The following is a 26136-nucleotide window of genomic DNA, read 5'->3' on the forward strand; positions in this document are numbered from 1 at the left end:
GGGGCTTCTTCCTTTGGGTTGGCATTGGCCGTCAGTGGAGACCGAGCCGCTCGGCGATCAGGGATAGCTCGTCGCGCCAGCTCTGTTGCAGCCGTGGGGTCTGGTGCCTGGGCTTGCGGGCAAGATCGGCGGCGAGCAAGCCATCCAGTTCGTACCAGCGTATCAGCATGGCCTCATCATCGTGCTCCGGCATGAGCTCTTCTCTCCTGGCGTCATTGACCCGGAAGCCAGCTGCGGGCCGTTCGGGGGCATCGCCGAGCAGCTCGACATAGGCCCGCTCGGCGCTGTGGGCTTCGTGGATCCGGCCCTCCCTGATCACCCAGAAACGGTTGCAGCTGCGCTCGATCAGATCCCGGTCGTGGGAGACAAGCAATACGCCGCCGGCAAAGCCGGTCAGCGCCTCGGCCAGCTCCTCCTTGCCTGCCAGATCCAGATGGTTGGTGGGCTCATCGAGCCAGAGCAGATGGTGGCTCGCCAGGGAGAGGGCGAGGAACAGCAGTCTGGCCCGCTCCCCCCCGCTCAAGCCATGCACTCGCTGGCCGTGACGGGAATAGGGGAAACCCGCCCGGATCAAGGCCTGGCGCAGCGTTACCTCCGGCAAAGGCGCCAGGGGATAGAGGGCATCGGTCAGGGTAGCGTCGTCGTCCAGCTGCTGCAGGGACTGATCGTAGTAGGCGATGCTGGCGCCGGGGTGGCGATACCAGCCCTCAGCCGGCAGTTGGTCGGACAGCTCGCCCCAGCACTGGCGAAGCAGGGAGGATTTGCCCGTGCCATTAGCGCCAAGCAGGGCGACTCTGTCGCCGGCGCGCAGCCAGAGATCCTCGGCCCGCAACAGCGGCGGCAAGCCGGGGGCGGGGCGCACGTCGAGGGCGTCGAGCCGCAGCAGGGCATCGGCGGGCAGGGCCTGGCCGTGCAGTTCGAGGCGCCAGGAGGCATCCGCCCCGACCACGCTCTGCTCCTCCTGCAGTCTGGCCACCCGTTTCTCCATGGATTTCGCCTGGCGCACCAGCTTCTCGTTGTCATGCTCCCGTCCCCAGATGGCGAGGCGCTTGCTGCTGGCGCTCAGGCGGTCGATCTCTTTTTGCTCATCCATCCGGCGCAGGCGGGCCTGCTCATCCTCTTCGGCCAGGGCTGCCCTCGCCTGGCTGCAGGGCAGGGCGAAGCGATAGAGGCGTCGATCCCGCAGAACCAGGGTATCCCGGGTCACCCGATCGAGCAGGCGCCCATCGTGGGAGACCAGCACGAAGGCGCCGCGCCACGCCAGCAGGAAGCGCTCCAGCCAGAGCAGGGCGGGCAAGTCCAGGTGGTTGCTGGGTTCGTCCAACAGCAACAGGTTGGGCTGGTGCAGCAGGGCGCGGCCAATCTGCAAACGGGTGTGCTGGCCACCGCTCAGGGCGCTGACCGGGAGGTCGGCTTGCTCGGCCAGTTGCAGCTCGGTCAACATCTTGTCCACCTGCCACCCTTGGTCGGCTTCGTTGTCCAGGGCATCGAACAGCACGGCGCGGGTACTGAGCGTTTGCAGTTGCAAAGGCAGATGCTGGGCCACGAATTCACAGCGGCAGTGGGTGGCCTTGTGTATGCGTCCGTCATGGGGTTGACGCTGACCGGCCAGCAGGGCGAGCAGTGTGCTCTTGCCACAGCCATTGGCACCGATGAGGCCAATGCGATCACCGCTGCGGATGCTCAGGTCCAGGTTGTCAAATAACGGAAGATGCCCCGCACTCATTTGCAGGGAATGGGTACTCATCAGGGTTGTCATGCTCTTGCTCTCTCAAATCTCGGGATCAGAAATCCCTGTCATCAGGAGCGCTGGCAACAACGGTCGAGAAAGGTCTCGGTTGGGAAGGGAGTCGGCTTTGCTCGAACCCGCTATCGCAGCGCGATGGTATGCAGGCAAGAGCACGGGAATGTGCCGAACAGGCGGGCCGAGAACATCGGACACGCTTGGATAACCATTTTTTACCTCCTTGTGTTGTGTTATGGCACTGTGCGGCGATTATAAGCGCAGAGAAAATGAGCGTCCATTGGAGACCGCGGGCACGTCACCATCTTGTGATGAGTGCCGCGGGAATTGCCTTTGATGGTTGGTCGCAAGCAACGCGGCAGCCCAGCGTGGTGAGCTGCCAGCTTGATTGTCCATTAATCCCTGGGGGTTTTAAGTGCCTGGATTACATCATCGTTTGGAGCCAATCCCTCCACATGGTTGAAGAGGTCGAGCCCCTCCTGCGGATTGATGATGAAGGCATTGGCACTGAGGTAGCTGCCGCTGCCGACACTCTCCATGATGACGATGAGTTCGGGCTGCTTGTCACCATTGAGATCCTGCAACTTGAGGTCCTTGATGCTGCCATCGCGGGGCAATACCTTGCCGTCGATGAACTGATCCAGCGGGAACTGGGGGTTGGCGCCGGAGTAGAGGCGCACGTCGTAGCTGCCGGTGGAGGCGGGTTCGCCGCGTCCCTCGTTGACGGTGATCAGCTGACCTGAGGGCAGTGTCAGTTGCTTGAAAAAAACCTCCGCCGCCTGGCCGGCCAGTGGCAGGCTAAGCAGGCCGAGTGTCATGAGCAAGGTTTTCATCGATTTGACCCTTTTGACTGCGCTGACTGGCAAGCATGAGTTGCCAGTCACGGATGGAAACGGGTGGGCCGGGCATCTCTGCCCGGCGCCTTTCATATGCCTAGACGAGGTGGTGATCACCAGATCTTGACTCGCTTGGCCGGGTCCAGATAGAGCTTGTCACTCTGCTCTATCTTGAACGCCTCATAGAAGGCGGGAATGTTGGGTACCACGCCATTGACCCTGTATTCGGGCGGGGAGTGGGGATCCGAACTCAGCAGCATCTGCATCAGCTCGGGGCGATACTTGCCCTTCCACACCTGGGCCCAGCCGAGGAAGAAGCGCTGCTCACCGGTAAAGCCATCGAGTACGGGGGCCTCCTTGCCACCCTGCGACAGCAGGTAGGCCTTGTGGGCTATGGTGAGGCCGCCCAGATCGCCGATGTTTTCCCCCAGGGTGAACTGGCCGTTGACGAACTGACCCGCGATGGGTTCGAAGCGGTTGTATTGAGCAACCAACCGGCTGGTGCGGAACCTGAACTCCTTGAGATCGGTCGGGGTCCACCAGTCGCGCAACACGCCGTCCCCATCGGATTTGGCGCCCTGATCATCGAAACCATGGCCCATTTCGTGGCCGATGACGCCGCCGATGGCGCCATAGTTGACCGCATCATCGGCGTTGAGATCGAAGAAGGGGGGCTGCAGTATGGCGGCAGGGAACACGATCTCGTTGTTGCTGGGGTTGTAGTAGGCGTTCACCGTCTGGGGCGACATATACCAGCGATCCTTGTCGACCGGAGTGCCAAGGCGCGACAGGCTATCTTGATACTCGAAAGCCTGGGCTCGCAGCAGGTTGCCGATCAGATCGTCGGGTTCGACCCGGATGGCACTGTAGTCCCGCCACTTGTCCGGGTAGCCAATCTTGGGTCTGAACTTGGCGAGCTTCTCCTTGGCTTGCGCCTTGGTGGCTGGCGACATCCAGTCGAGGGTATCGATGCTCTGGCCATAGGCGATGCGCAGGTTCTCGACCAGCTGCTCCATGCGGGCCTTGGCTTCGGGGGGGAAGTATTGCGCCACATACCGCTTGCCGACGGCCTCGCCCAGATGGGCATCAAGTACCGCCAGAGCTCGCTCCCAGGCGGCGCGCTGCTTGGGAGTACCGCTCAGGACGGTGCCGAAGAAGGCGAAGTTGGCCTGGTCGGTCCCACTGTCGAGGTAGGGGGCGTAGTCGCTGATGAGTTGCCACTTCAGGTAGTTGCGCCACTGGGCTGCCGGGGTCTGCACCATCAGTGTATCCAGAGCTTGCAGGTAGCTGGGTTGGCCCAGGATCAGCGTCGGCTGATTGGCGATGCCCGCCTCATTGAGATAGCTCTGCCAGTCGATATGGGGAGCGAGGCGGCTGAGGTCGCCGGTGGCGACTTTGTTGTAACTCTTCTCCCTGTCCCGCAGTGCGACCTTGTCCCACTGGATGCGGGCGATGGCGGTTTCAAGGGCCAGTATCTGCTTGGCTTTGCCTTGGGCATCGGGTTCACCGGCCCGGGTCAGCATGCCGGCGATGTGTTGCTGGTATTGCTGGCGCAGGTGCACGCTGGCGTCATCGTTCTTGAGGTAGTAGTCCCTGTCCGGCAGGCCGAGGCCGGACTGACCGATGTTGACGCTGTACCGGGTTGGCGCCTTGGCATCCGGCCCTATCCAGAAACCGAAGGGGGCGCTGCCGCCAACCTTGCCTGTTCGCGCCAGGGCCTGGGCCAGTGTGCGGCTATCCGTTACCTGATCCAACTCGGCGAGCAGGGGGCGAAGCGGGCTCAGGCCCTTGGCATCACGGCCGCTCTTGTCCAGGTAACTGGCGTAGAAATCACGGATCTGCTGGGCTTCCGACCCCTGGGGGGCGTCTTTGGGCAGCGCTTCTATCAGGGCGCGAACATCGGCAAGCGACTTGTCGCGCAGGGTATAGAAAGCGCCGTCGGCGGGTCTGTCATCGGGGATCTTGGCGCTGGCGAGCCAATGGCCGTTGGCATAGCGGAAAAAATCGTCGCCGGGTTTTACGCTGGTATCCATGTTGGCCAAAGTCAGCCCTGAGTGGGCCTGATCCTGGGCAGGCCCCTGGCTGCAACCTGCCAGCAGAGCCAAGCCGATCAATCCGGCCAGTATGCTTTTTTTGTTGTGCATTTTGCTTGTTCCAATTCGAGTTATTAGCGTCCTTGCTCAGGGTTAGAGCAGGCGAGTCTCACTCTAGCAGCCCGGTTACAGCTTGATAAGCCCGACTCTGCTAAGATCGGCCCGTCTATTCCGGGGAAGCCTATGATTTCTCAACTCTATTCATGTTTCTGTCAGACCCTGCCGACGCCGACAAGTTCCAGCTCCTTATTGGTGGCTTACAGCGGCGGTCTCGACTCCACCCTGCTGCTCTTGCTGGCTGATCGTTTCGCCCGCGAGCGGCAACTGCCCTTGCGCGCTCTGCACGTGCACCATGGGCTCAGCCCCAATGCCGATGCCTGGGCCGAGCAGTGCGCCGCTGTCTGTCGGCAGCTCGGCGTGCCGCTGCAGGTCGCACGGGTGCAACTGAACCGGGGTAATGGCGAAAGCCTGGAGGCTCAGGCCCGCACCGCTCGCTATGGGCAGCTCAGTGCGGCGCTTGCCCCGGGGGGATGGTTGCTCACGGCCCATCATCAGGACGATCAGCTGGAGACCCTGCTGCTGGCACTCAAGCGTGGTGCCGGCCCACGGGGGCTAGCCGGTATTTTGCCCAGTCAGCCTTTTGGCAAAGGAGCGTTGCTGCGGCCCTTGCTGACGGTGAGTCGGCAGGATCTGGCCGAGGCGGCAAGCGAGGCTGGGCTGAGTTGGGTGGAGGATGAGAGCAACCAGGACCTGAGTTACGATCGCAACTTCCTGCGCCAGCGAGTGATCCCCGGGCTCAGGGCACGCTGGCCGGCGATCGCCCAGACGGCAGCCCGCAGCATGGCGCTGTGCGCCGAGCAGCAGGCGCTGCTCGAAGAGCTGGCTGCCGAGGATTGGCGGTTGGCGGGAGAGGGGGAGGCGCTGCGCATCACTCCGCTCCATGAGTTGAGCCCGGCCAGACGCAACAATCTGCTCCGTCACTGGATCCGGCGGCAGGGGGGCGAGATGCCAGCCCGGGATCAGCTCGCCCGGCTATGGGACGAGCTGGTGTTGGCACGTCCGGATGCCAACCCTCAACTCAATTGGGGTCGGGTGAGTTGTCGCCGCTACCAGGGCTTGCTCCATCTGGTGCGCCCGGATCTCGCCCCCCTGACCGAGCAGATCCCTCTGGTTCCTGACGTCCTGGTGACCTTGCCGGATAGGCTTGGCAGTTTGCAGTTGAAGATAAGTACCGAGGGGCAACTGAGGCTGCCCGAGGCGGATGAGCCGCTCTCCATTCGTTTCTCGGTGGCGCCTGGCCAGACCCTGACCCCTCAAGGGCGGGGGGGAAGCCGCCGCCTCAAAAAGCTGTGGCAGGAGTACGGCGTGCCCTCCTGGCAACGGGGGCGTATTCCCATGATCTTCTATGGGGAGACGCCCGCGGCGGCTCTGGATCTCTTTATCTGCGAGGGATTTGCCCGCACGGGTAATCTGGGGCTGGCCTGGCAGAGGCTGGACTCCCCGGGCGATACCGAGGCTGAGTCCTTGCCATGAAAAACACCGGGGCGGCCATTGGCCGCCCCGGTGTTTTTAAGCAGAGCAGACCCCTGGCTTGCCTATTCCCTGCAGACCTACCTCATTGCTTGGCCTTTAGCCCACGTCGCCGGCTTTTTTACGGGAATAGAGGTGGTTGTCGGCGGTTTCGTACAGGGTGTAGACGTTCATGCCCGGCAGCCAGTGGGCGGCCCCCAGGGAGCAGCCGACCTCGAAGCTGGCGAGCTCCTGGTGGCTGTTGAGCATCTGTTGCAGACGTAGCCATACCGGGCGCCAGGCCTCGGCATCGGCCGGTTGCAGCAGCAGGGCGAACTCATCACCCCCGATCCTAAATGCCTGATCCGTGGCGCGGATACATTGTTGCAGCAGCTGGGCGAAGCGGCTGAGCACCAGATCGCCGACCGGGTGGCCCCAGGTGTCATTGACCTGCTTGAAGCGATCCAGATCCAGCAGCACCAATACCAGGCCATGGGGATCCCGGCTGTGCTGTTCGACGGCGCGGCCGAGGGCTTCGTCGAAGTAGGCGCGGTTGCCAAGCCCGGTCAGGTGATCGAGACGCACCTGTTGCTCCAGATTTGCCAGCCGCAGATAGAGAGGCAGCGCCAACTCGAACTGGCGGTGGCAGGCCTGCAACTCATCGATCTGTTGCTGGTTGGGGGCCTGAACCAGCTGATAATGGAGCTGGCCCAGACAGATCCCCTGACCATCCCTGAGCGGAAATTGCTGGCTGTGCAAGCTGAGCTGATCTTGCGGCAGACACTGGATCAGGCTGTGGTGGTTGGTGCCCTCCAGGCATAGGCTGTGGATGCGGACAATCCTTGCCGCCGTGCGGGCAAAGATTGCCAGCAGCTCGCTCAAGGTCTGCTGACCGAGCAGGCGCTCGAGCAAGCCATGGGCTGGCTGACTTATCACGGGCGTCAGGTGATCCAGTTGGCGGATCCACTGTGCTGCGTCATAACCGACTGAGGCGTTGGCCCCTCTCCACGATGTTGAATTATCCACTCTTTTTCCTTACCTAGCGGCACCTTGGCCCACCATGGTGTCAAGCATTGCAAGATCCGCGCCCAAAATATGTTCTATAGAGCCAACCCCGGCTGGCTAGACTTAAGTCAATAAAATAGGAGGAAAAATTGTATACGGAATTTTTGACTCTGCTGTTTGCAGCCGTGTTGTTGGTGGCGGTTTTCCGGCGCTTGGGCCTGCCGGCGATCCTCGCTTACCTCATCGCAGGCATCCTGCTCGGCCCCCATGGTCTGGCGTGGGCGACTGAGCAAGCCATGATGCACACTCTGGGGGAGCTTGGGGTGGTCTTCCTGATGTTTTCCCTCGGCCTCGAGTTCTCCCTCTCCAAACTCATCGCCATGCGTAGCCTGGTAATCGGAGTGGGTGGCCTGCAGGTGATCCTGACTACGGCGCTGTTTTGCTGGATTGGCTGGTTGTGGGGTTTGACCTTGCCGCAGGCTCTGGTAGTGGCGGGGACCCTCAGCCTCTCTTCGACCGCGGTGGTGATCAAGCAGCTTGGGGAACAAAAGCAGCTCCACACCCGCCGTGCCCAGCTCGGGGTCAGCGTCTTGCTGTTTCAGGACTTGGCCGTGGTGCCGCTGCTGGTGATGATCCCCATACTGGCCGAGCCCGAGGCCCAAGGCGATGCGCTGCTGGTTGCCGTTGCCTGGGCCTCAATCAAGGGCCTGCTGGCCTTGCTCGGCCTGCTGGCGGTGGGTAAGTGGTTGTTGCCCTCCTTGTTTCATGAGGTTGCCCGGGCCCGCTCGGACGAACTCTTCGTGCTGAGCGCCCTGCTGGTGGCTCTGCTCGCGGCTTCTCTCACCCAGTGGATGGGGCTCTCCATGGCGCTAGGGGCTTTCCTGGCGGGAATGATGCTGGGTGAGTCCCATTACCGTCACCAGTTGGAGGTAGACATCAAGCCGTTTCGCGACGTGTTGATGGGGCTTTTCTTCATCACCATCGGCATGGCCATGGACTGGCAACAGGTGGCACACCATTGGTGGCAGGTGACCGGGATTGTGGTGCTGCTGGTACTGTTCAAGTCTGTGCTGGTGCTGTTGGCCGGGCGCTTGATGGGGGAGCGGAAACGCGATGCCATGGCGGCGGGCATCATGCTCAGCCAGGTTGGCGAGTTTGGCTTCGTGCTGCTGGCCCTGGCGCTCAACCATGGCTTGCTCGGCCAGGATATCGTCTCCCTGCTGATCGGCATTGGCGTCATCTCTATTGCCATTACCCCTTGGCTGGTGGGTCGTTCCCAGGAGCTGGCGCGCTGGTTGACGCGATCTTCCCTGCTTTCCCAATCAGAAGTGGCCCAGTCGGGCCTTAGCAAGAGTGGTCACGTCATCATCGCGGGCTTTGGCCGAGCGGGTCAGACCTGCGCCCGTTTCCTCAAGTTGGAGGGGATCCCCTTCCTGGCACTGGATCTGGACCCAGAGCGGGTGAACGAGGCCAAGCTGGCGGGGGAACAGGTGGCGTTTGGTGATGCCAGCAGACGGGAGATCCTGCTGGCGGCTGGCCTGCAACGGGCCCGGCTGGTGATTGTCACCTTCGATGATGCCAAGCGGATTGGCGCCATGCTTTCCCTCATCCCCGGCTTGGCAGAAGGGGTCAAGATAGTGGTACGCACCCAGGATGACCGCCTGCTAGAGCAGTATAAGCAGGCGGGGGCTCACGAGGTGGTACCCGAATCCCAGGAGGGGACCCTGATGCTGGTGTCTCACCTTTTGCTGCACTGCGACGTGCCCATAGGCCGGGTGATACGGCGCATGGAGCAGGAGCGCAACAGCCAGTACTCCTTCTTGCACGGCTTCTATTGGGGAGGACAGAGTGCCCCGGATCTGGAACGGGATCAGAACCTGGAGCGACTGCACCCGCTGGTGTTGAGCGAACAGGCCTGGGCCATAGGCCACAAGGTACAGGAGCTGTCCCTGGAGGCGGTTCACATCAAGGAAGTGCAGCGTGGGGGTGACGTGCTGGAGCCCAGGGCTGAGCTGTTGTTGGGCGTGGGGGACACCCTGGTGCTCTTTGGTACCAATGCCGCCATAGAGCAGGCGGAACAGCGGTTGCTGGAAGGACATTGAGGCAGGTCGGGCAGACGGTGGGAGCATGTTGGGAGGCTGAAGGGCCGCCAATAAGCAGACGGCGCAGACGGAGAAAGAACAGGGCCTGGCTGGCTGCTATCGGGCTGGTTGGGCTGCGGTGACTGGCGGGGCGCTGGCCTGACTCTCGATGTCGAGGAAGCGAGCCACCCGGGTTCTGTCGTCCAGGGTGTCTTGATAGCCGAGGGCGATGAGCTGTTGGCAGTAGCCGGGTACGAACATCAGAAAACTGGCCAGACTGCTGGTTTCATCCCCTCTGACTCCCAATACGCGCAGCAAGCGGCGCATTTTGGTCGGCAACTGTGCCAGAAAAGGGAGCGCCAGCATGTCGAGATCCTGGCTCGGTTTGAGCACGCAGGCTTCCACAGTCTTGAGTTTCAGTCTTGCTCTGTCCCGCTCTGGAATGAGTGACAGGGTGAGGTTGATGCGGCCCAGGCGCTCCAGATCCGAATTGAGGGTGTCGGTGAACACGGTATCGAGCAGGCGGCTGGCGATGTGGGAGCTGGTCAGCCGATCCCGATATTGGCTCTGGTTTTGTTGGGGAGGCGGCGCCAGGGCAATGGCCAGGATCCGCTCTGCTCCCAGATGGATAGCCGGGCTCAGGGGGCTGAGCTGATGAATGGATCCATCGCCATAGAATTTGTCGCCGATGCGGGTGGCCGGGAAGATAAAGGGCAGGGCGCTGGAGGCGATAAGATGATCTGAGGTGATCAGGGTGCGAATGCCACGCCTGCGTTCCCGCTCCCAGGGATGATGCTGGGAGCGCCCTTGAAAGAAAGTGGTGCTAAGACCGCTCTCATAATCCGATGCCGTGATGGCCAGGGCCTCCAGACTGCCGTAGAGGATATTGTCGTCGATGCGGTGATAGTCGATGAGCTGCTCGAGCAGCTTGCGCAGTGGACTATTGTCGAACAGGTTGAAGGCGCGATTCGGGTCCGGATGGATCAAGCCAGCCGATCCCTCGTAGAGCAGACGCCAGAGCAGGCGCCCCGGGTGAAAATCGAAGATGTGGCGCGTCTCGAAACGGCGCCAGACCCACTCAAGTTTACGCACTCCCAGATGAAAGCATGAGGCGTGGCAAGCGAGGGCGGTGGCGTTGAGGGCGCCGGCCGAGGTACCGCACAAGATAGGGAAAGGGATCCCCTGATTGCGAGGATAGAGTTCGGCGATGGCTTTGAGGGCGCCAACTTGGTAGGCGGCGCGAGCGCCACCACCGGTTAACAGCAGGGCTGTATTAGGTTTGGCCATAGCAGATGTCTCTGGGACTCTTATGAGTTATATTGTGGCGCTAAAAACAAGAGCCGCCGACCGGATCCTATCCTGAAAACTGAGCTCTGCCAGCGCCTGCAAGGGGCAGATTGACGTCATATCTGCGTCATTTTCGTGAGCAAAACTGGGCAGTGAGTTGACTACAAGTCTATAACATTATTGGTAAAAGTGGTTAAGGCCATGTGTAAAGTCAGGGTAAATCCAGTCCCAGTTCAGCCCTGTCGTGGGTTAATGTGAATCGTGTTGCGAAATTAATAGAGGCCCCATTAATGCAATCAGCGCAAATCAGCGTCTCCATCGTCATACCGGCGCAGAACGAGCGGGACAACCTGGCCCCCCTGATCGGCGAGATCCGCCAGGCCATGGATAGCCAGTTCGAGTATGAACTCATCTATGTCGATGACGGCAGCACCGATGACAGTTTTGCCATTCTGACCCGGATAAAGCAAAATTTTCCCCGGCTCAGAGTGCTGCGCCATGAGCAAGGAGTGGGTCAGAGCTTTGCCGTACTGAGCGGGGTGCGACATAGCCGTGGCGACTGGCTGGTGATACTGGACGGTGATGGCCAGAACGATCCGGCCGACATTCCCGGCATGCTGCGCGAATTGATGGGGCGCAATGAAGCGGATCCGGCGCTGGTGGGCCTGATTGGCCACAGGGTCAATCGCCGGGATGATTGGGTCAAGCGACTCTCATCCCGACTGGCAAACGGCTTTCGTGATCTTTTGCTGCGCGATGGTATCCCCGATACCGGCTGTGGTCTCAAGGCCCTCAGGCGTGAGCGCTATCTGGCGTTGCCTTGCTTCAACCACATGCATCGCTATATTCCTGCGCTGATTCAGGCTTATGGCGGCAAGATGGAGTCTTATCCGGTCAACCATAGACCGCGTCAGGCAGGGGCCTCCAAATACGGGGTCTGGAACCGGCTCTGGGTCGGGATTGTGGATCTGTTCGGCGTCTGCTGGTTGCTGCGCAGGGCCAAGGTAGTCCGAGTCAGGGAGCTACTGGATTGACTATGCTGGAGACCCAGATTGACTGGCTGCTGTGGACAGGGTTGCATGTCACCGGCTGGAAACTCATCGGCTATGCGGGTGCCTTGATGTTTGGCGGGCGCTGGCTGGTGCAGTTCATCGCTTCCAAGCGGGCAGGCAAGCCGGTGATCCCGCGCCTGTTCTGGTACATGAGCATACTCGGCAGCCTGATGACGCTGAGCTATTTTATCTTTTCTCCCAAGCAAGATTCGGTCGGCGTCTTGCAGAATCTGTTTCCCACCTTCACTGCGCTCTACAGCCTCTATCTGGACGTCAAGCACCGCGGCTGGCGTCGGGACAGGGCGACTCACTGATGACAAAGGATTGCCATGATAAGTGATCGATTTTTACTGGAGGCATCACCGCGCCAGACGCTCGGTTGGCTGATGCTGCTGGCGCTGGTAATACTGGCTGCGGGGATCGGCTTGCGCGACCCCTGGCCCGCCGACGAGCCTCGTTTTGCCCTGGTCGCCAAGGAGATGGTCGAGAGCGGCCGCTGGCTGTTTCCCATGCGTGGTGGCGAGATCTATCCCGACAAGCCGCCCATGTTCATGTGGGGCATTGCCCTCGGTTATCTGGTGACAGGCTCGCTCAAGGCGGCCTTCTTGCTGCCTTCCCTGCTGGCGGGGCTGGGCACTCTGTTGCTGACCTGGGACCTTGGGCGCCGTCTGTGGAATGCCCAGGTGGGGTTCCTGGGGGGTGTGCTACTGCTCTTTACCGTCCAGTTTACCCTGCAGGCCAAAACGGCGCAGATAGATGCCTTGGTGAGCTTCTTCATCACTTTGGGGCTCTATGGCTTCCTGCGTTTCCTGCTCACGGGCGGCGGTTGGCGCTGGTACTACCTCGGCTGGTTCGCTGCCGGCCTTGGCATCATCACCAAGGGGGTCGGCATACTGGCGGTGCTGGTACTTATCCCGGCTATCTGGACGCACAGGGAGCAATTGCGTCAAGCCAGCCGTGCCGCCTGGCTCAAAGGCTTGCTGGGCCCGCTGGCCATGCTGCTGGCCATCGCCCTCTGGTTGCTGCCCATGGTCGCGACCGTGGCCGCGAGCGGGGATGTTGTGCTGCAGGCTTATCGTGACAACATCTTGCTGCGCCAGACGGTGACCCGTTATGCCAACTCCTGGCATCACGTCAAACCCCTCTGGTACTACTTCACCTCGGTGATCCCCCCTTTCTGGCTGCCGGTCTCGCTCTTGCTGCCCTGGCTCGCGGTCTGCTGGACTCGTGCCATTCGCAATGAGGGTGACAGGCGGGTGATACTGCTGCTCGGCTATCTGCTCTTGATGCTGTTGTTCTTCTCTCTTTCACCGGGCAAGCGCGGCGTCTACATCACGCCGGGCACTCCGGTGCTGGCGTTGCTGGCGGCGCCCTGGCTGAGTCAGCTGCTTGACCGGGTCTGGCCGGCACGGCTGCTCAAGGGGTTGGGCTGGCTGCTCGCTCTGGTGGGCATTGGCGGTGCCCTAGCCTTGATGTTCAATGCCAGGCTGGCCGCCAAGGCGGCCGAGCTTGGGGCACATCCCTGGTTGCCACTGCTGATCCTGGGTCTCGGTCTGCTGGTCATCAATGGCACCTTGCGCCGCGCCCCGCTGCTAGCGATCCTCGGCTCATTGGCTTTCGGCTGGCTGCTCTATTCCACCCAGATAGCGATGCGGCTCAACGAGGTGCGCACCCCGGAGGAGATCATGGTCAAGGCGGCGCAAGAGGTGCCCAGGGGAGATCAGCTGCTGCTGGTCGGCTTCAAGGAGCAGCATCTGCTGTTCGCCCGCCAGCCGCTCTGGCACTACTCCTACCATGAGGAGAACCGGGTGCAGGGGCGGGAAGCTGCCGCCTGGATTGAGGCCATGCCAGGGCGCCGGGTGCTGGGCTCGCGCAACATCATCAGTGTCTGTTTCGACACCGAGCAGACCATGAATCTGGGCTATCGCCACCGCACCGACTGGTTGCTGGCCAGTGCCGATGCGCTGCGTCCCGAGTGCCGGGGAGGGACGCCGACTATCGATCCCTTCTTCTATGCACCCAAGCTGGTCTATTGAGCCCACTCATGCCGCGCGGAATAATAGAGGGGGAGCCACGGCTCCCCCTCTATTATTCCGGTCCAGGGGTCTCAGCTCACCGATTGGCTGAGCTCGACGAAGGCGGCAAACAGGGGCGGGCTCGCCAGTATGCGACCATGACCCAGACCTTGGGTGGATATGAGCCGGGTGCGGCCATTCTGGCTGGCGCGCAGGGAGTCCTGATGGGGGGCAAACCTGTCCTGCTCGTCGTGGACTATGAGGGCAGGGCCGAGGCGTTTGGCCAGGGCTGCCAGAGGATCCACTTCGCTCAAGGGGTGTTGATACTCCTGCTCGATCTCTTTGACCACGGCATCGAACAGCCGCATCGAATAACCGGATCGCGCCACCATGGCGTAGAGCTGGGGCACATAGTCTACGACGGGGGCGACCAGCAACAGGGGGCAGGTCTGCAGGCGAGGGTTACGGCTGGAGAGGGCCACTGCGCCTCCCATGCTGTGGGCCATGACACCGGCGATGGGCCCAAACCGTTCGATCACTTCGTCCAGGGCGCGCACGAAGCGGGGCAGATGGCCGGTTTTCCCCTCGCTGTGGCCGTGGGCGGGGTGATCGTAGGCGATGGCGGTGAATCCCCGGGCCGCAACCTGTTCCATCAGAGGGTAGAGCTGGCTGGCGCTGCCGGACCAGCCATGCATCAGCAGCCAGACCGGCCCCTGACCGAGGCGATAGCTCATCAGCTGCCCCTCGCTGGTGTGCACGGCCTGGCGCACCAGACCTGCGGGGAGATCGGTGTCGCGCTGGACACGACTTGGAGTCAGCAATAGCTTGCTGGCGGTGCGTTTGGCGTGGGCGGGGGCCAGGCCGTGATGCAAGCGGGTGCCGAGACCGAGCAGCCACTTGCTTGGGCTGAAACGGCGGGTATTGAAGTAGATCTTGCTGCTCATGGGCGGTCACTCCTGTGGTGCGCCGGTGTGAAGCGGCTGCTTTGTCATTTTGAGTACGGTCGTGCTTTTTAATCGGTTTTAAAAAAAAGATGCTGAAAACACTGAATCGATGAAGGGCATCAGCGCGATCAGTCTGGCTGCCAACTGATCATCAGCGCCTCTGCCTCGGGCCAGAAATGCTGCTCGGGGTTCTCGCTCAGGGCCAGGGCTCCGAACACCAGATCCCCCAGATAGAGGCCATAGAGCCGATAGACGGCGCGCCAGGGATCCATCTCGGCGCGCCATTCACCCCTGACCTGGCCTGCGGCAATCTGGCGGGCCAGATAGTCGAGCCAGAAGCGTACCAGCTGGCGGGCGGCTTGCTGTACCTCACCCTCCTCGGCCGAGGTCCAGGCATCGAGAAACATGCAGCGTCCGGCGAAGCTCTGGTTCCAGGCAAGCCAGGCCTCGAGCAGGGCGCGCAACTTGGCTTGCTGATTGGGATGTGCCTGCTGACGGACTGGCTGGATCACGCGATCCCGAAACACCTGGCCTGCATATTCGAGCACGGCTATCTGCAAATTGTCCCGGGACTGGAAGTGGGCGAACAGGCCGCTCTTGGACATCTCGCACCGGCTGGCGAGGGAGCCGATGGTAAGACTCTCCAGCCCCTGCAGGCTCGCCTGCTCGAAACCTTGCTGCAAAATAGTCTCACGGGTCAGTCGGCCTTTGCTCATCCATCACCTCGGTGTCGATCCCGTAGCAGCATATAGGACGATCGTACTTTTTGCGAGCCACAGTTGCACAGCAGACAAGTCGCGATCCGGCAATGAGAAGACGCCGCTCAGTTATCCTTGATATCCAGCTGCTGCAGGGCAATCACCGCTTGAGTGCGATTCTTGACGTCGAGCTTGCGGAAGATGGCGGTGATATGAGCCTTGATGGTCGCCTCTGAGACATTGAGCTCCCAGGCTATCTGCTTGTTGAGGCTGCCATCGCGCAGCATCACCAGCACCTTGTATTGCTGGGGGGTGAGGCTGGCCAGCTTGCTGGCCAGGCTGGACTCATCTTCACTCTCTGGCCTGAGTGAGACCCCCTCTGGCAGCCAGGTATCACCGGCGATGACCGCATTGAGCGCCGTCACCAACTGCTTCATCGAGGAGGATTTAGGGATGAACCCCAAGGCTCCGAGCCGCAGTACCTGCTGTACGACGGAGGCCTCTTCCGAGGCCGATACGACAACAATAGGCAGATCGGGATACTGACCGCGCAGATGTACCAACCCCTCGAAGCCATTGGCTCCCGGCATCTTGAGATCGAGCAGCAACAGGTCTACTTCGGGGTGATCCCGCAGCAGATGAGCCAGACTGTCGATGGAGTCGGCCTCCAGCAATTGGGCATCGCTGATAGCCATGTGCACGGCTTGATAGAGGGCGCCCCGAAACAGGGGGTGGTCATCCGCGATGACGATGGTAAATTGGCTGTCCATGGCTCGATGTTAACTATTTGTTTTGGAACATCAAACTAGCATCGCCCCCCATGGTGGTCAAACACGCAGACCGACAAATGTGACGGTCAGCCGGGATGAATTGCTATGTCTATCAGTAGGCAATAACAAGCATCCAGCGACTCGTCGCCTGTGATTGGGTGGCCCGGAACCTTGGCGATGCAGGAGAGCAAGATGGATGAGATGGTATTGACGGTCGGCACGGGCTCGACCTGGGCGATGCGGGCGGCGCTGGTACTCGGGCTGACAGGGTTCAAGTGGCGCGAACAGGTGTTCGAACTCAAGGATGCAGCGGCCCTGCACAGGCTCAAACAGCAGGCCCCGGCAGGCTTGGTGCCCTGGCTGGTGCATGATGGGGTGCGGGTGCATGACTCCCTGGCCATCGCCGAATATTTGCATGAGCTCTGTCCGGATCGGGGGCTCTATCCGGCGGATCCTGCCCGGCGTGCCCTGGCGCGCAGCCTGTGCGCCGAGCTGCATTCCGGCTTTGGTCAGATCCGCAGTCGCTTGCCCTATTTTCTGGGGGCGCCCCGCAAGCAGGAGCCGCCTCTGGAAGCTTTGTCCGAACTGGCCAGATTGCAGGTGATCTGGGCGCAGGCTGGCGCCAGCTTCTACTTCGGCGCTCCGGGTATACTGGATGCCTTCTACGCCGTCATGGCCCAGCGTCTGTTCAACTACGGTATTGCCTTGCCGGGGGCCGCGGGGGCTTATCAGCAACATCTGCTGGCCTGGCCTTTGTGGCAAGCGACCCTGGAACGAGCCGGCAAGGATTGGCCTGCTCTGGCTGCCAAGTCGCAGGGTTAAACTTGCGTGATTGAATCGGGCGCCAGCTCAGGTATTTGTCATCAGGTGGTTGGCATGAACGAGGGGAGCCTGGGCTCCCCTCGTGGATTTTTCCACCTGCCTGTACTCTTGACCGTGGTCGGTGCGAGTCAGTGATGATCAGGCTGGCTCTTAGGGTTGCTCGCGTCCGGCGAACACCACCACCACCTTGTCGGCCCCTTTTTCCCGCAAGAAGCTGTAGGGCGCATCGGATAGCTGGCGATGGCTGCCGGCGGCGATGGCCGGATGCCGGGCGCGGAATTGGCCGAGTCGCTGCCAATGTTTGACCAGTTCGGCCTTGTCACCGCTGGCCAGCTCCTGCCAGTTCATGTCTGAACGGACCCCCTGATCGAAGACGCCACCATCCTTGGCCAGCCCTCGGCCCGACTCGTCACCGTAGTAGATCTGGACGGCGCCGGGCAGCAGCAGGAAGCTGCTGGCGACTCGTCGTTGCAGCGCCACATCCTGATAGTCCCCGAAGAACAACTTGGTATCGTGGGAGCTGATATAACTCAGCACATTGAAGTCCGAGTCCTGATTGAGGCGACTGGCATAGCTGGCGTAAGTTGGCTCGGCGCTGGCCAGGCACTGGGCCTGGGGCAGGGCAGCCTCACGCTGGTAATCGAAATTGATCAGCGCATCGAAGCCATTCTGGTACCAGAAATCCTTGCTGACCCCCTGATCCCACACCTCGCCCACCATGTAGAAAGGCAGATCATCGAGCTTCTTGGTCGGGTTGTTCGCCTTCCACTCCTTGAGGGCCGCACTGCCCGCCTGTTTGAGCTTTAGCCATACCTCGGGTTCCAAATGTTTGACGGTGTCGGCCCGAAAGCCGTCAATACCAAAACGGCGTACCCAGTCGGTGTGCCAGGCGATGAGGTAATCGCTGACGCTTGCATTGGGGAGCCCCTTGGCCCGGGTATCCTGCTTGGCGGCGAGCAGAGGGGGCAGACCCACCTGCTTGGTGGACCCGGTCAGGAAGTCCGGTAGTCCGGCGACCGTGCCCGTGACATCGTCGTTGCCGGGCTGGGGGTAGCCTGGCAGACCCGCCCGCACCCAGTCTGGGCCCCACCACTTGTTCCACGCTGGTGACTGATAGTCGATGAACTGGTTGTAGTCGTGCCAGTTCTGCTCGCTACTCGGGCGCCACTCGCTCCATCTGCTCGGCAACTTGTCGGTATGTTGAGCCAGCGTCGTCAGTCCAAGATCCTGCAAGTCGGCCAGGGTGGCATAACCGGCGTGGTTCATCACCACATCCAGGATGATACGCATGCCACGCTGGTGGGCTTCGTCCACCAGTTTCTTGAGGCTCTCTTCATCGCCATAGTTCGGGTCGATTTTAGTGAAGTCGAGCGCCCAGTAGCCGTGATAGCCATAGAAGGGGAACTTGCCCTGTTCACCGCCGCCGATGAAGCCGTGCACCTGTTCCACCATGGGCGTTATCCAGATGGCATTGATGCCGAGTGCCTTTATGTAGTCCAGCTTGGCGGTCAGCCCCTTGAAATCTCCCCCATGCCAGGTGGCTACTTCATCCTGGCCATCTTTCTGGCGGCCAAAGCTGTGATCGTTGCCGGGATCGCCGTTGGCAAAGCGATCGGTCAGCAGAAAATAGACATTGGCCTGATCCCAGTCGAAGGGGGCGGGTTCAGGGGGCGTGGCAGGTTCGAGCAGCAGCAGGCCTCCGCTATTCTTGCTGGGCGTCAGGGTCAGCTTGCCCTGACTGACCACGGCCTCTTGCCGGGAATAGGCATCCCGCAGCCGGGTACCATCTGGCCAGACCCCTTGCAACGAGACGGTAACAGGGCCGCCATCCCAGGCAAGGCAGGCTTGTTCGGGGGATGACGTTTAAAGGCACTCGTCTTGGTGGCGCGCAGCACTTTCAGGCTGGGGGGTCTGCGGGTCGAAGCTGAACTGATAATCCCCCGCCAACATCACCTTGAGAGCGAAGCTGTTACTCCCAGCGCAATTGTCCATGGGCTGCGCCGTACCAAATGGCAGTGGTTGCGCCTCGTCCGGACCAAAGCTGGTGCCACAACTGTTGCCGGTGTCGCTGATGCGGATCTGGTGGCTGCCTTTGGCCAGATGATGGGTCAACTGCTGCACGCCCCCGGTCATGCTGAGAGTGGCGGGCACTGCCTTGCCATCCACATAGAGGTGCAGGTCGGGGGCCGCCCAGGCGGGCAGGGCCAGCAGGGCGAGCAACAGAGGGGGGAGACGCATGAGCCATTCCTTTGTCTAGCAGTGGGATGACTCATTCTAAGGGGCGTCAGGAGGGAGCGGTAAACGGCAACCGGGATCTGTGAACTCGGTTCAAATGGCAACGCTTTCAAGGGGGGCGGCCTGGTCGGAGGGGCGCCAGACAGCAACATGCCGACCCCAGGGTCGGCATGTTGCTGTAGTCATGAGCGATTTAGACGGTGAAGAACTTGAAGTTGACGAAGGCCACCGCGATGAAAGACGCCACCATGCCGGACAGACAGAGCACCGCCGGTCGGATGGCGGGCCAGCGATGAGTCAGCAAGATGATCGCCAGGAGGGTCGGATAGAGGCCAAACATGTAGCGCGGCATGGCATTGAGCCCTGTCATCAGCGGTATGGTGCAGCAGATGAACATCAGGGTCGCCTCGGCCCAGCGCTTCTTGTAGAACAGATAGCCGTTCAGGGCCCAGCCGAACATCACCATGATGGAGAGGTAGGCCTTGCGGCCACCGAGTTCGAAGCCGCTCATCCACCAGTCCAGTGGGCTGTCCATGTGGCGACCCCATGCAACCTGAATGTGCTTGAATGCCAAGGCATCCCCCATCAGATGGTAGAGGTAGACCATGTAAGCGAACAGGCCGAAGGGGATTAGCCAGAGGGTGAGTATCACCTTGAGGGTCCGCTCGCTAAAGCGCAGGAACTCGCGGATGCCATAGGCCTGCACTGCCAGGATCAGCACGGGGAACACCATCATAACCCCGAGGTTGCGGGTGCTGGAGATGAGTATCCCCAGTACGGCCACCATCATCCACTGCTCCCGGTAGGCGAACAGGAACATGCCAATCATGAGCGCCATGAACATGGGCTCGGTATAGCCGGATACGAAATAGGCCGAGAAGGGAGAGAAGGCGAGCAGCCAGACCCCGAAACGAGCCGTTTCATCCCCGAGCTTGAGTTGACGCAGCACCAGCAGCATCAGCGGCAGGCTGGCGAAAAAAGCGAGGTTGGCGACCAGCATCAGGCCAAACAGGCTCTCGACCTCAAGCAGGCTGGAGATGCCACCAGCCAACATGGGGTAGAGGGGCATGAAGGCCCAGTTGGCTGCATTGCCTTTGCTGAGCCAGCGTGGATAGAGATCGTAACCGTTCTCTATGATGCGCTGGAACCAGACGCAGTCGAACTGACAGTAAGCCTGGAAGGGGCCTATGGGGCTGCCGTAGAGCTGGACGCCGAAGTAGCCCATGCCATACAAGGCGATACGACTCAGGGCGAAGGCTGCAAAGATCAGCAGCCAGTCATGGCCACTGATGCGCAGGGAGGGGCGATAGGGCACCGCGGCTGGCGGTGTGAGATTGGTCACGTCATTCATCAAGCGAATACCCAGATACGGGAGAGGACATAGGTCAGCATGGTGACCGTCAAGGTGGCGATGACCACCGGCAGCAGACCGGAGAGCCCCGCAAACAGCAGGCCGCTCAGGATCAGGTTGCGCACTACTAACGAGAAGAGCGCAACCAGCAGGAACTTGCCGACGGCTCCCTGCTTCTGGAAGGTGATGTACCTGTGACCGAAGAAGGAGAACCAAAAGGCCACCGAGAACGCGAGTGTGGTGACCACATGCTCATTGATGCCGGGCCAGCTGTGGAACAGGGCAAAGGAGCTGCCCAGATCCACTAGCGTGGCGCCACCACCGACGAAGCCGAAGCGCACTAACCGCCAGAATTCATCGCGGGAGATCATGCAGGATCCTGTTCCTGGCCGGCTTTTGCTGCGTCAGCCTGCTCAGGCTTGCTGGTCTTGGCTCGGCTCTTGACCTTGGGGGCGGGCGTCTTGTTCGCCTCCTGGGCGGCATATTGGCCGTAGACCCCTTCAATCAGGTAGATAGGACGCTGTTTCACTTCCACGAACATGCGACCAATGTATTCGCCAATGATGCCAAGGGAGAGCAACTGGATGCCGCCAAGGAAGAGCACCACCGACATCAGCGAGGCGTAACCGGGCACGTCTATGCCGAAGAAGAGCACTTGAGTCACTATCTTGAGGATGTAGAGGAAGGCAACGAAGGAAACGCCGACCCCGACATAGCTCCACACCCGCAGCGGCCAGCTGGAGAAACTCATCACGCCATCAAGGGCGAAGTTCCACAGCTTCCAGTAATTGAATTTGGTCTCACCGGCATGGCGGGCGGGGCGCTCGTAAGGCACGCCCACGGCACGGAAACCGGCCCAGGCGAACAGCCCCTTCATGAAGCGGGTGCGTTCTGGCAGCTGCTTGATGGCCTCGACGACCCGACGATCGATCAATCGGAAGTCACCGGCGTTCTCCGGCAGCTTGGTGCCGCTGGAGAGGGCGTTGAAGAAGCGGTAGAAACCGCCGGCGGTGATGCGCTTCATCGGCGTATCGGCGCTGCGGTCGACCCTGATGCCATAGACAGTGTCATAGTCGCCGGTTTGCCACAGTTTGACGAACTCCAGGATTAGGGCGGGGGGGTCTTGCAGATCCACATCCATGGGAACCATGGCATCGCCACGGGCATGGTGCAGACCTGCGGTCATGGCGGCCTCTTTGCCGAAGTTGCGCGCCAGATTCACCAGGGTGACCCGGGGGTCACGGGCGATGGCCTGCTCGACGACTTCACGAGTTCGATCGAGACTGCCGTCGTTGACGAAGACGATCTCAAGATGTTCCTTGATGGCATGAAGCTCTGAGTCTATCGCGGCAATAAAGGCATCAATGCTCTCTTCCTCGTTATAAACGGGCACGACCAGAGAGAGTCGGAAATTGGCTTGCGACATGGGGCTGTCCTTGTAGGAAAGGGGCATGAAAGAGGAGGCTGTTACTCGGTGCTCAGTCGCACCGATTCGACATTGAGCGGGGTCACGGTCGAGAGAGCCAGGAAGTTGAGCTGTTTGGGATCCTGGCTCAGCGCCTCACCGGGCAGCTGGAAGTTGATCTCGTTCAAGCCCGCCTTGGCCAGCTTGATGGTGGTGACGAAGTCATGACCCATGGCCACTTTGAGCAGGGCACCGGCTTCCGGGCTGTTGATGCGAGCCTGCACGGTGAGATCACTCTGGTCAGTTGACGGTTTAGCCTGTTTGGGCAGCAAGAAATAGAGACCGCCCTGACCCTTTAGCTGGGTACCTTGTTCGCTTGGCTTTTTGGACCAGCCCTCGCTGGAGAGGAAGCGGCTCGGCTTGGTCAGGTTGAGCTCGTTGCCCATGCGATAGGTCATGCTGGAGTTGTGCTCCCAGAAACGGGTCTTGCCTTCCAGGTAATAAAGACGATAGGCCAGGCTCACATTGGGGTGGGCAGCCAGATAGAAGGTGTAGAGATAAAAGCCGCTCAAGGCGAGGATGGCTGCGATAAAACCGAACTTTTTGTATGTCATATTACTCTCTACGCCCTAGGGTGAGGCTAACTCGCGCATATGCTAATCCAATTGCAAAAAAAGCATAGTGGATCACAAAAAAATATTTGTTCATATATTAACCCCTGTAACTCCTCATCACCATCCATGTCCGGACCCTGTGCCGTGGCATGATTTTGCTCTGTCCCTTGCCCGGAACCGCTCAGCGGGTTTTGAAGAGGGTGATCAGGTCCCGGCTGGGCTGGATCCAGTGCGTCATCAATTGACACCAGTTTTTTGGCTGAGATGGTCGCCTTGCCCCACATATCCCCTTATGATGGCGCGACTCTGTGCGCAAGGATGGCCCATGACCCGTTTGCTACTCCCTTTGATTGCGTTGTTGCTCTCGCCAGCCCTGTGGGCGGCGACCCTTTGCCCGCACCCGCTACGGGTTGGCTACGATCAATGGCCCCCCTATCACAGTCGTGATGACGGTGGCCGAATGCGGGGCTTTACCATCGAAGTGCTGGAGGCCGTGATGGCCCAGATCCCCTGCCAGCTGACCTATGTCGAACGGCCCTGGAAGCGGGTGCTCCAGGGGGTGAAGCTTGGCGAAATAGACATCGCCATGGAGGCGTTCATCAATGAAGAACGGGCCGTCTACGGGATCTTTTCCGATGCCTACAACCCCGGGGAAACCGGGCTCTGGCTAATAAAGGATATCGGGACCCAGGGGCAGGGGAACAGCCTTGCCAGTTGGCTGGGGCAGGGCCAGCGATTGGGGGTAACCCGCGGCTATTTCTATGGGGATGAGCTGATCACCTTGCTTGCTCGCCACTCCCATCAGGTGAGCGCAGTACCCAGAGAGAGCCAGAATTATCACAAATTGCTGCTGGGGCGTATCGATGGGTTTCTCGGGGATAGGCTGGCAACCCATCAGGGGCTCATTGATGCCGGGCTTGGGCAGAAGGTGGTGATGGCAGATCAACCGGTCGCTCGCCTGCCCACCTTCTTCATGTTCAGTAAGCGAAGCGTCTCACCAGCCCTGGTGACGCGGGTTAATCTTGCCTTGGCGCAGCTGCGCCAGTCCGGGCAGTATGGGCGTATTTGGCAACGCTACACACAGACACCCTAGTCAGTTTGTAGTTATTGTCGCATCATGGGCCAGTGAGAGGGTCGCTGTGACTTGGATGGCAATGTTCGGATCTAGTTGAGGTTCACATGGGAAAGAAGTATTGGCTGGCATTGGCAAACCTGATGTGGCTGGGCTGTTTGCCGCTGGGGCAGGCACAGGCCACCGAGACCCCCGTGGTGGTGAGTACTGCGATAGGCACCCATGAATGGTACAGGGATAGCAGAACCGAGCAGGCAAGAGAGGAGTTGGAACATCAGTTGCAGGAGGCTGCACTGGCCCAGTTGCATCCTGAATTTCAGCGTTTGTGGCAGCGGCTCAATGCCATGCCCGAACAGGGACGGGGGCCTTTCTATGATGAGGCTTTCGGCAAGCTGGCCCGTTTCCAGCAGCAGTGGCGCGCCATGGACCTGGTCTCTCGCGAGCAACTGAAGACCCAGAAGCTGGATCTCTCCCAGTCGTCGGATCCGGTGGAAAATCGCGGCGACCTGTTTGATCAGGTGCGGGCGCTGCGACCGCAGGTAGCCGAGTATGAGGCGGTGCGAGCCAAGGTGCACAAGCTGCTGGCGCTGCCCATGGCTACAACCTGGCCAACCCTGGCCATGCCGACCCTGCGCAGCGGCGATACCTCCGCGGAACTGGGCCAGATCCGCGCCATGCTCAATGAACTCGGCGATGCGGCACCCGCCCATCGGGATCAGGCATATGATGCCGAGACCGAACAGGCCATCAAGCTGTTCCAGCAGCGGCACGGTCTGACTGCCGACGGCATCATAGGTCGCCGTACCCTGGCCTGGCTCAATACCGGCCCCGTGGTTCGTGCCAGTTTGCTGCTGCGCAATCTCTGGCGCCGGGATCTGGTGGATCAATTGGTCGGCAGTCGTTATGTGCTGGTCAACATTCCCGATTATCGCTTGAGTGTGGTTCAGGGGGGCGGCGAGGTATTCACCAGCCGGGTCATCGTCGGCAAGGAAGAGCGGGAAACCCCTATCCTGGCCAGCGAGATCCGATCCGTGGTGATCAATCCGGCCTGGCATGTGCCCAGATCCATATTGAACAAAGACATATTGCCGAAAATGAGTCGCGATCCCAGCTACCTGTCCCGCGAGCAGTTCGAGGTGACTGACAGTGCCGGCAATCCACAGCATCTCACCGAGGAGCAGTGGCACCAGGCCCTGGCTCAAGGCTTCCCCTACCGCCTGCGGCAAAAACCTGGCGATCACAATGCGCTGGGTCGCTACAAGTTTTACCTGCCCAACAACGATGCCATCTATCTGCATTCAACTCCGCGCAAGGGGCTGTTTGAACAGGGGGCCCGGGCCTTCAGTTCGGGCTGCATCCGGGTTGAACATGCCGATGATCTGGCCGAGTTGCTGCTTGCCGATTCCCGCTATCAGCCAGACAAGGTCGCCAGCCTGCTCAAGGAAGAGAAGACCAAGTGGCTACCGCTCAGTACGCCAACGCCGGTATTTACCGTTTACTGGAGCAGCTGGCTCGACGAGCAGGGTCGTCAGCAACTGCGCAACGATATCTATGGATTTGATCGGGTCAGCTATCAGAGCCGTGCCCTGTGATCCCGTGCACAATCTAGCAAGCCCGGCTCAGGCCGGGCTTTTTGTTGGCGGATTAAGGTTTGACATGAAAGGAAGGCGGCGGTTAAGTTCGGGCGGTTGTCTTAAATTTATTCACACTCAGACGGAGCCGACATGCTCGACAAAGAGATAAGCCGACGCCGCCTGCTACTGGGGGCTGGCTGCGTGATGGGGGCCAGCCTGCTCTCCTTTCCCGCCCAGGCGAGCCGCAGCACCAACAGTCGAGATTTGAGTTTTTTCAACCTCAACACCGGTGAGCGGGTCAAGGCCAGTTACTGGGAGAAGGGGCGTTATCTGCCGGACGGTCTGGCCGAACTTAACCATCTGCTGCGCGACTACAGGCGCGATGAGGTGTTCAACATAGACCGCAAGCTGTTTGATCAGCTCTATCTGCTGCAGCAGCGTCTCGGCCATCAGGGCGAGATCCAGCTCATCTCGGGTTACCGCTCTCCGGCCACCAATAATGCCAAGCACAGGCGCAGCAAGGGCGTGGCGAAGCACAGCTATCATGTACTTGGCCAGGCGGTCGATGTGCGGCTGCCGGGGGTGCAGCTTGCTCAGTTGCGCAAAGCGGCGCTGCAATTGAACGTGGGTGGCGTGGGGTATTACCCCCGCGACAATTTCGTTCACTTGGATACGGGTCCAGTGCGCAGCTGGTAGACCCAGTTGGTCTCATTGGCTGACAGGGGCAAGGGGAAGCTGCTAGGCTTGATGCCTCATACAGAGGAGAAGAATATGAAGCAGATCCTGGTAGGTGCCTTGGTGGCCCTGGTATTGACAGGTTGCGGCAAGGTCAACCGTGATAACTACGACAAGCTCAAGATGGGGATCAGCTACAGCGAGGCGAGCGCCATTCTTGGCAAGGCGGACAGCTGCGATGATGCCCTTGGCACGACCAGCTGCATCTGGGGGCGACAAGCAACAGAATATCAAGATCCGTTTCATTGCCGACAAGGCGACCTTCTTCAGCTCCGACGGGATCAAATAAGCCCG

21 protein-coding genes and 2 pseudogenes are annotated in these 26136 nt (G+C 60.6%); 10 read left to right on the forward strand and 13 right to left on the reverse strand.

Features of this window, described 5'->3' with window-relative positions:
- Nucleotides 1–31: 31 nt before the first annotated feature.
- From G113_RS01745 to G113_RS01755, 3 genes are all read right to left on the reverse strand, one after another.
- Nucleotides 32–1759: an ABC-F family ATP-binding cassette domain-containing protein gene (locus tag G113_RS01745; RefSeq protein ID WP_005892101.1), complete on the reverse strand. Its 1728-nt coding sequence runs from the start codon at nt 1757–1759 to the stop codon at nt 32–34.
- 380 nt (nt 1760–2139) lie between these two features.
- Nucleotides 2140–2577, reverse strand: a complete 438-nt coding sequence (locus tag G113_RS01750; protein ID WP_005892104.1) for a PliI family lysozyme inhibitor of I-type lysozyme — start codon at nt 2575–2577, stop codon at nt 2140–2142.
- 116 nt (nt 2578–2693) lie between these two features.
- On the reverse strand, nt 2694–4724 hold the full coding sequence (locus G113_RS01755; RefSeq protein WP_005892106.1) for a M13 family metallopeptidase: 2031 nt from the start codon (nt 4722–4724) through the stop codon (nt 2694–2696).
- Between the two features lie 132 nt (nt 4725–4856).
- Here G113_RS01755 and tilS point away from each other — a divergent pair, with 132 nt between their 5' ends.
- A complete protein-coding gene (tilS, locus tag G113_RS01760; protein WP_040318818.1) occupies nt 4857–6206 on the forward strand; it encodes a tRNA lysidine(34) synthetase TilS in 1350 nt (449 codons plus the stop codon).
- Between the two features lie 96 nt (nt 6207–6302).
- On the opposite strand, the gene G113_RS01765 is transcribed toward tilS, so the two are convergent.
- Entirely contained in the window at nt 6303–7208 is a 906-nt protein-coding gene (locus tag G113_RS01765; RefSeq protein WP_040318819.1) for a GGDEF domain-containing protein, read from the reverse strand.
- A gap of 128 nt (nt 7209–7336) precedes the next feature.
- On the opposite strand from G113_RS01765, the gene G113_RS01770 reads away from it, so the two are divergent.
- The gene (locus G113_RS01770; RefSeq protein WP_005892112.1) at nt 7337–9289 is read left to right on the forward strand and encodes a monovalent cation:proton antiporter-2 (CPA2) family protein; all 1953 of its coding nucleotides are present in this window, start codon (nt 7337–7339) and stop codon (nt 9287–9289) included.
- 96 nt (nt 9290–9385) lie between these two features.
- Here G113_RS01770 and G113_RS01775 read toward each other — a convergent pair whose 3' ends face one another.
- Nucleotides 9386–10555 (reverse strand): patatin-like phospholipase family protein, encoded by a 1170-nt coding sequence (locus tag G113_RS01775; RefSeq protein ID WP_005892114.1) that lies wholly within the window; start codon nt 10553–10555, stop codon nt 9386–9388.
- 290 nt (nt 10556–10845) lie between these two features.
- Between G113_RS01775 and G113_RS01780 the strand changes: the two genes are divergently transcribed.
- From G113_RS01780 to G113_RS01790, 3 genes are read left to right on the forward strand one after another with little or no spacing between them, the layout of a single operon-like run.
- The gene (locus G113_RS01780; protein ID WP_005892116.1) at nt 10846–11589 is read left to right on the forward strand and encodes a glycosyltransferase family 2 protein; all 744 of its coding nucleotides are present in this window, start codon (nt 10846–10848) and stop codon (nt 11587–11589) included.
- 2 nt (nt 11590–11591) lie between these two features.
- Nucleotides 11592–11921, forward strand: a complete 330-nt coding sequence (locus G113_RS01785; protein ID WP_005892118.1) for a lipid-A-disaccharide synthase N-terminal domain-containing protein — start codon at nt 11592–11594, stop codon at nt 11919–11921.
- A 15-nt stretch (nt 11922–11936) separates the two neighbouring features.
- Nucleotides 11937–13643 (forward strand): ArnT family glycosyltransferase, encoded by a 1707-nt coding sequence (locus tag G113_RS01790; RefSeq protein ID WP_005892120.1) that lies wholly within the window; start codon nt 11937–11939, stop codon nt 13641–13643.
- A gap of 71 nt (nt 13644–13714) precedes the next feature.
- Here G113_RS01790 and G113_RS01795 read toward each other — a convergent pair whose 3' ends face one another.
- From G113_RS01795 to G113_RS01805, 3 genes are all read right to left on the reverse strand, one after another.
- Nucleotides 13715–14566, reverse strand: coding sequence for an alpha/beta hydrolase (locus tag G113_RS01795; protein ID WP_005892122.1), 852 nt, complete (start codon nt 14564–14566; stop codon nt 13715–13717).
- A 128-nt stretch (nt 14567–14694) separates the two neighbouring features.
- A complete protein-coding gene (locus tag G113_RS01800; RefSeq protein WP_005892124.1) occupies nt 14695–15282 on the reverse strand; it encodes a TetR/AcrR family transcriptional regulator in 588 nt (195 codons plus the stop codon).
- Between the two features lie 107 nt (nt 15283–15389).
- Nucleotides 15390–16034 (reverse strand): response regulator, encoded by a 645-nt coding sequence (locus G113_RS01805; protein ID WP_005892126.1) that lies wholly within the window; start codon nt 16032–16034, stop codon nt 15390–15392.
- Between the two features lie 192 nt (nt 16035–16226).
- On the opposite strand from G113_RS01805, the gene G113_RS01810 reads away from it, so the two are divergent.
- Nucleotides 16227–16856: a glutathione S-transferase N-terminal domain-containing protein gene (locus tag G113_RS01810; protein WP_040318823.1), complete on the forward strand. Its 630-nt coding sequence runs from the start codon at nt 16227–16229 to the stop codon at nt 16854–16856.
- Between the two features lie 150 nt (nt 16857–17006).
- Here the strand turns inward: G113_RS01810 and G113_RS01815 are convergent.
- The 5 genes and pseudogenes from G113_RS01815 to G113_RS01835 all read right to left on the reverse strand — a co-directional run bounded on the left by G113_RS01815 (nt 17007) and on the right by G113_RS01835 (nt 22461).
- A pseudogene (locus G113_RS01815) lies at nt 17007–19094 on the reverse strand (alpha-amylase).
- A 190-nt stretch (nt 19095–19284) separates the two neighbouring features.
- Nucleotides 19285–20442, reverse strand: coding sequence for a hypothetical protein (locus tag G113_RS01820; protein ID WP_005892132.1), 1158 nt, complete (start codon nt 20440–20442; stop codon nt 19285–19287).
- Nucleotides 20442–20813: a GtrA family protein gene (locus tag G113_RS01825; protein ID WP_005892134.1), complete on the reverse strand. Its 372-nt coding sequence runs from the start codon at nt 20811–20813 to the stop codon at nt 20442–20444. Before G113_RS01825 ends, G113_RS01820 begins: the two co-directional genes overlap by 1 nt.
- The gene (locus tag G113_RS01830; protein WP_005892137.1) at nt 20810–21868 is read right to left on the reverse strand and encodes a glycosyltransferase family 2 protein; all 1059 of its coding nucleotides are present in this window, start codon (nt 21866–21868) and stop codon (nt 20810–20812) included. The genes G113_RS01825 and G113_RS01830 overlap by 4 nt, the downstream gene beginning before the upstream one ends.
- Nucleotides 21869–21909: 41 nt before the next feature.
- Complete coding sequence (locus G113_RS01835; protein ID WP_005892142.1) at nt 21910–22461, reverse strand: hypothetical protein; 552 nt, start codon at nt 22459–22461, stop codon at nt 21910–21912.
- A gap of 325 nt (nt 22462–22786) precedes the next feature.
- On the opposite strand from G113_RS01835, the gene G113_RS01840 reads away from it, so the two are divergent.
- The 4 genes and pseudogenes from G113_RS01840 to G113_RS01855 all read left to right on the forward strand — a co-directional run bounded on the left by G113_RS01840 (nt 22787) and on the right by G113_RS01855 (nt 26131).
- Nucleotides 22787–23554 (forward strand): substrate-binding periplasmic protein, encoded by a 768-nt coding sequence (locus G113_RS01840; protein ID WP_040318820.1) that lies wholly within the window; start codon nt 22787–22789, stop codon nt 23552–23554.
- Between the two features lie 86 nt (nt 23555–23640).
- Nucleotides 23641–25125 carry a L,D-transpeptidase family protein gene (locus tag G113_RS01845; RefSeq protein WP_005892148.1) on the forward strand — a complete coding sequence of 495 codons (1485 nt, stop codon included), beginning with the start codon at nt 23641–23643 and terminating at the stop codon, nt 25123–25125.
- A 132-nt stretch (nt 25126–25257) separates the two neighbouring features.
- The gene (locus G113_RS01850) at nt 25258–25803 is read left to right on the forward strand and encodes a YcbK family protein (RefSeq protein ID WP_005892151.1); all 546 of its coding nucleotides are present in this window, start codon (nt 25258–25260) and stop codon (nt 25801–25803) included.
- Nucleotides 25804–25878: 75 nt separating this feature from the next.
- Nucleotides 25879–26131 (forward strand): annotated as a pseudogene (locus G113_RS01855) (DUF3862 domain-containing protein).
- Nucleotides 26132–26136: the final 5 nt, after the last annotated feature.

This window comes from Aeromonas molluscorum 848 (genome assembly GCF_000388115.1).
GTDB classification, from domain to species: domain Bacteria; phylum Pseudomonadota; class Gammaproteobacteria; order Enterobacterales; family Aeromonadaceae; genus Aeromonas; species Aeromonas molluscorum.